The sequence below is a fragment of the Nocardia sp. NPDC004711 genome (assembly GCF_053601595.1).
Genome location: NZ_JBSGCB010000148.1, coordinates 1 through 4,537, shown reverse-complemented (window position 1 = coordinate 4,537; position 4,537 = coordinate 1). Strand labels below are relative to the sequence as shown.

Annotated in this window: 6 protein-coding genes and 1 pseudogene; 2 read left to right on the top strand and 5 right to left on the bottom strand. The window is 64.7% G+C overall.

Features of this window, described 5'->3' with window-relative positions:
- Nucleotides 1-225: 225 nt before the first annotated feature.
- The 3 genes from ACWEKS_RS48885 to ACWEKS_RS48875 all read right to left on the bottom strand — a co-directional run bounded on the left by ACWEKS_RS48885 (nt 226) and on the right by ACWEKS_RS48875 (nt 1,783).
- On the bottom strand, nt 226-483 hold the full coding sequence (locus ACWEKS_RS48885; RefSeq protein ID WP_452346533.1) for a hypothetical protein: 258 nt from the start codon (nt 481-483) through the stop codon (nt 226-228).
- A gap of 585 nt (nt 484-1,068) precedes the next feature.
- The gene (gene coaD, locus ACWEKS_RS48880; protein ID WP_452346534.1) at nt 1,069-1,563 is read right to left on the bottom strand and encodes a pantetheine-phosphate adenylyltransferase; all 495 of its coding nucleotides are present in this window, start codon (nt 1,561-1,563) and stop codon (nt 1,069-1,071) included.
- Nucleotides 1,564-1,651: 88 nt separating this feature from the next.
- A complete protein-coding gene (locus ACWEKS_RS48875; protein ID WP_452346532.1) occupies nt 1,652-1,783 on the bottom strand; it encodes a hypothetical protein in 132 nt (43 codons plus the stop codon).
- A 229-nt stretch (nt 1,784-2,012) separates the two neighbouring features.
- On the opposite strand from ACWEKS_RS48875, the gene ACWEKS_RS48870 reads away from it, so the two are divergent.
- On the top strand, nt 2,013-2,858 hold the full coding sequence (locus ACWEKS_RS48870) for a LysR family transcriptional regulator (protein ID WP_452346531.1): 846 nt from the start codon (nt 2,013-2,015) through the stop codon (nt 2,856-2,858).
- Here ACWEKS_RS48870 and ACWEKS_RS48865 read toward each other — a convergent pair.
- Together ACWEKS_RS48865 and ACWEKS_RS48860 are read right to left on the bottom strand one after the other, a co-directional pair.
- A complete protein-coding gene (locus tag ACWEKS_RS48865; protein ID WP_452346530.1) occupies nt 2,848-3,672 on the bottom strand; it encodes a MerR family transcriptional regulator in 825 nt (274 codons plus the stop codon). The two genes, ACWEKS_RS48870 and ACWEKS_RS48865, sit on opposite strands and share 11 nt — an antisense overlap.
- 21 nt (nt 3,673-3,693) lie before the next feature.
- The gene (locus ACWEKS_RS48860; RefSeq protein ID WP_452346529.1) at nt 3,694-3,921 is read right to left on the bottom strand and encodes a hypothetical protein; all 228 of its coding nucleotides are present in this window, start codon (nt 3,919-3,921) and stop codon (nt 3,694-3,696) included.
- 83 nt (nt 3,922-4,004) lie between these two features.
- On the opposite strand from ACWEKS_RS48860, the pseudogene ACWEKS_RS48855 reads away from it, so the two are divergent.
- Nucleotides 4,005-4,537: pseudogene (locus ACWEKS_RS48855) on the top strand (serine/threonine protein kinase); the annotation flags it as partial.

Below are 4,537 nucleotides of genomic sequence, written 5' to 3'. Positions count from 1 at the left end.
GTCAGCGAGCCCGCGTCGGTCTTCAGCACCACCGAAGCGCCGTCGATCTTGGTGTCCCAGTGGATCCCGGGATCGGCGGCGGCCGCGGGATCGGCGTAGGCGGTCCCGGCGGAGATGCCGAGGGCCGCGATGGCCAGGGCAGAGGTGGCGGCGAACTTGTGGAAACGCATTATTACTTTCTCGTCGCTTTCTTGATCGGGCGCTTCCCTCTTGGAAGCGAGCTCCTCATCGAGGTTTCAATGAGTGACGAAGGCAACCGTCCGGCACAAAGAGACCCGCCCCGCCCCTCATCAGAGGCGTCCAGGGGTGCGCTGCTTCGCGAACAGACGGCTTACTGGTTCGCCGGATCGTGATGCGCTGGACGAACCCGATGCCGCCGAGGGTGTGGCTCAGCGGGAGGTCGGTGACGATATTGCCCTGGTTGTCGCGGACTTGGAGCTGGTTGTCCGCAGCAGTGAGCGAGCCGGCGTCGGTCTCGACCACGACGGAGTCGCCGTCGAGCTTCGCGTCAGTGGATGACGGAAGGACCTGGCCGAGAGCCTGATTGATGCCGTCGAGCCGGAGGGGATGACCGGGACCGGGGCAGGGACAGGATCGGCGTGTACGGTGCCGGCGGTGATGCCGAGGGCCGAGGTGACGGCGAGTTTGCTGAACTGCATGGCTTTTGGCCTTATTGCAGGCATCCTTCCCATGCCCCGGGCAGGGACGCGCTTGTGAAGCGTCCTAGTCGAGTGTCCAGCAATTGGGGGCTGGGTGGTAGCCAAAAGGCTTTTTGATAGCCGAGATCACTGACTCCCAAGGCCGTGATCCGGATCACTTCTCAGTGAGTGGAAGCGCCCGCGCAACTGTAGCTCGTTCCCCCAACCACAGGCCGCTGGACACCCGCTCGTCGTCCGCCGCCGCAGCACTGATCAATGTCCGGTCGCTACGGAATCGGAACTTCGCCGCCGTCAATGTGATGCATGGGCACCGTGTCCGGGCCAAGAGCGCTGCTGCCCGGAACGGCCCGAACGAATGAGAGCATCCAGACAGTGGCTCATGCGTTCACTCGAACCTACTGGTAGATGGTCAGTCGGACTTCGCTTTGTGCTCGGCCAGTCGCGTCGTGAGCTGGGCGAGCACATGGTCGGGAACCAGCCCGGAGACGTCGCCGCCGAGCCCCGCGACCTCTTTGATCAGCGACGAGGACAGGTGGCTGTACTCCGGATCGGAGGCCACGAAGAGTGTCTCCACTCTGGACAGCCGATGGTTCATCTGCGACATCGTGAGCTCGTACTCGTAGTCGCTCACTGCGCGTAGGCCCTTCACCATGGCGTGCGCGCCGTGCTGCACGCAGAAGTCGACGAGCAGCCCGTCGATGGCCTCGACGCGGACATTCGGATATTCGCCGATGACGTTGCGGATCATGGCGATCCGCTCCTCGGCGGTGAACAGCGCGCGCTTGCCGACGTTCTTGCCGACGCCGACGATCACCTCGTCGAACAGCGTCGCGACGCGGCCGATGATGTCGAGGTGGCCGTTGGTCACCGGGTCGAAGGAGCCCGGGCAGACCACGCGCCGAATGGTTTCGCCGGTCAAGTCCGCGGAAGGATGATCGCGCGCCCCACACCATCGGGTCGGCCTGTGGCGCCCTGTTCGGCAGCGAAACGCTTCAGCCAGGTGAGGAGGTCGGCGGGCATGCCGGCGTGATCGTGATGGCCGGGTGGACAGCAATCCAGGTGATGAGCGCTCGCGCGTGGACTGACGGCTGATCGGTGATCACCTGTTGTTCGGTGATACTCATGACGCATATCCCCTCCGAGCCGGTTGATGACGATCGTGCGATGTGCGGGTCGGCACCCGCCCCCTCCGCTCCGCCCCGATCCGGATGAGCCGAAGAAGCGGGGCGGGTTGCCGCCCTGGGCCCACAACGATCATCAGCGACGTGCGCGCAGCCGGTCAATCCTCGGTTTGCCTTGGTAATCCCCAAGATTCAGCTTTGATACGGACACATTACGGTGGGCTTGGTGCGGATGACGTTCGATGACCTCCGGGTATTCGTGGCGGTCTGTCAGGCCGGAAACCTCAGTGCCGTCGCTCGCGACCTCGCGTGTACCCAGCCCGCGGTGAGTCAGCACGTCAAACGGCTCGAAAAGGCCACCGGCGCACGGCTGCTCGAACGTGGACCTGACGGCGTGACCCCCACCGCGGAAGGGCTCGTGCTGTATACGGCGGCGCGTGACGGCATCGTCAGCGTGGACCTGGCGCTACGCCAACTTCGCGAAATGGCCCGTGGCCAAACTGGTTCCGTTCGCATCACCACAGGAGCGACAACAATCCGCCACTTCATGTCCGAAGCCGTCGCCGACTTCCGCCGACGCCATCCCCACGCCAGACTCGAGTTCCGAACGATCATTTCCAGTCGCCGATGCTTCGAATCCCTCGCCGAGGGCCTCGTCGATCTGGCGTGGGTGACCATCGCCGACGCGATCCCCGGCATCGAACAACGCCCCGTCATGGACTTGCCTTGGGTGCTGGCGACCCGAGACGACGACCCTCTCGCTGACCGGCCTTCGATCACACCGGCCGACCTCACCGCGATCCGACACATCCAACTACCCGCCAACGCGGTATCGCGTGTCCACCTCGACACCGTCCTCAATCGACTCGGAATCCAGCTGACACCCGAAACCGGTGCCGCAGACTGGAACACCGCAGTCCTGCTCGCCGAACTCGGTGTTGGGGTACACCCTCATCTGACACACCAGATCCCCCTCACGGGCGTCGGAATAGAATCCATATCGACTCTTCCGACACTTGTCGGTGTGGGTTCTCAGACTCCAGCCCGCCACATTTCCCGAGCCGAGGTCAGGTCGTGACGATTGGTGCCTGCAGCTCGGACACCGACTCGTCCGGATTCTCCGAGGAGTTGAGCATGACCTCCCGCGCATGCCCGTCGAACCGGTAGCCGTGCGCATCGACCCAGCGGACGAGCAGCTGGCTGGTGCTCAGAAAGCTGTACGGCATGCCGCGGTGCACGATCGTGGCGGCGCGTTCCACCGGGGGCAGCGAGACGATCTGTAGGTGCGCGTCCTCGGTGACTCCCTCGGGGACAGGGAGGCCGACGTGCACGACGATCCCGTAATCGCCTTCGGCAGGGGTCTCGAAGTAGACGGTGCGGGGGCCGATCGGAGCGACTCCGGCGGAGTTGAGCCGTCGGCGCAACTCGTCGAATAGCCGGCCGATGAGCGGGCCGGTCTCGTCAGGGCTGAAGCTCGTGGCCGTCGCGTTCAGCTCAGCCAGGCGGACCGCGGGCAGTTGCCTGATTACGACGTCTTCTTGGGGCATGGAACCCTCATTCTCGATCGACCGGAGCCTCGCCTCGACCTGGGCCAGGCCCGACGCCGCCTCCGCTAGCGCCGCTTCCAGCTCGGCGCGTCGCAGTCGCAGCATCCCACGCAACTCATCGGTGCTGATGTCCTCGTCGAGGATCGTCTGCACCTGCTGCAGTGTGAAGCCGAGGCCCTTCAGTGCGAAGATCCGGTTGAGCCGGGACAGCTGCGCGGCCGCGTAGAAGCGGTAGCTACTGGACTGGTCCACGCGCGCAGGGCGCAGCAGACCGATGGCGTCGTAGTGCCTGAGCATGCGGATGGAAACACGTCCATGCCTGGCGAAGTCTCCGATGGTGAACATGACGCCTTCGAGTGTTGACCCTCACACGGTGGCAGGGTCAAGGAACATCAGCGAAGACAGCCAGATCCCAACCGAATAGACCCAGGTCGAATGCTCCGCCTCCACCGACATTTCGGGCCGGGTTTCGTCCGCTGAAACTCGCACCGTGGTCCGCCGCCTTACTGTCGGTGCTGTTGCCGCCTCGGGCGTCGGTGTGTGCTCGATGGTTGCGCGATAGGCTTTGGAGGTGCCGGTCAGGGTGGATGGCACCGAAGCTGTGTCGTTTATTCAGGTGTGGTTGTCGATCGTCGCGTGCGGCCACACCTCGGGGATTCACGTCTCGGGGTATCGAAGTGGTGCATGAGCCCCTCGAGGATCTGATCATCGATCCAGCCGAACGGAGCCGTACGGCGCTCGCCGGGGCGGTGGCCCGGTTTTCGCAGGCGTGGGCGGCGTCGGGGTGTCCTCCCGATCTGTCGGCGTACCTGCCCGACGTCGATGCCGAGCGGCGTGCGGTGCTGGTGGAACTGATCAAGGTCGACCTCGAGAATCGCTGGGTTCGGCATCACTTTCCCAAGCGTCTCGCCGAGTATTGCGAGCAGTACGCCGAACTGCGGAGCGGCCCACTGCCTGCGGACCTGGTCTACGAGGAATACCACGCCCTGCATCGCGGCTCCCCGCCGGTTACCGGGGAGGAGCCGACGGAGCCCGGGGCTGCTGAGCCCGCGGCCATGGCGATCGATCGTCCTCCTGTCCAGCTGGATACCACCGGATATCGCAGCACGATGGTTGCTCGTCCGAGCGCGCAGGTCGCGCTCGGGGCGATCAATCCGGGTGACAGGGTGGGGGATTTCGATTTGCTGACGATGATCGGGGAGGGTGCGTT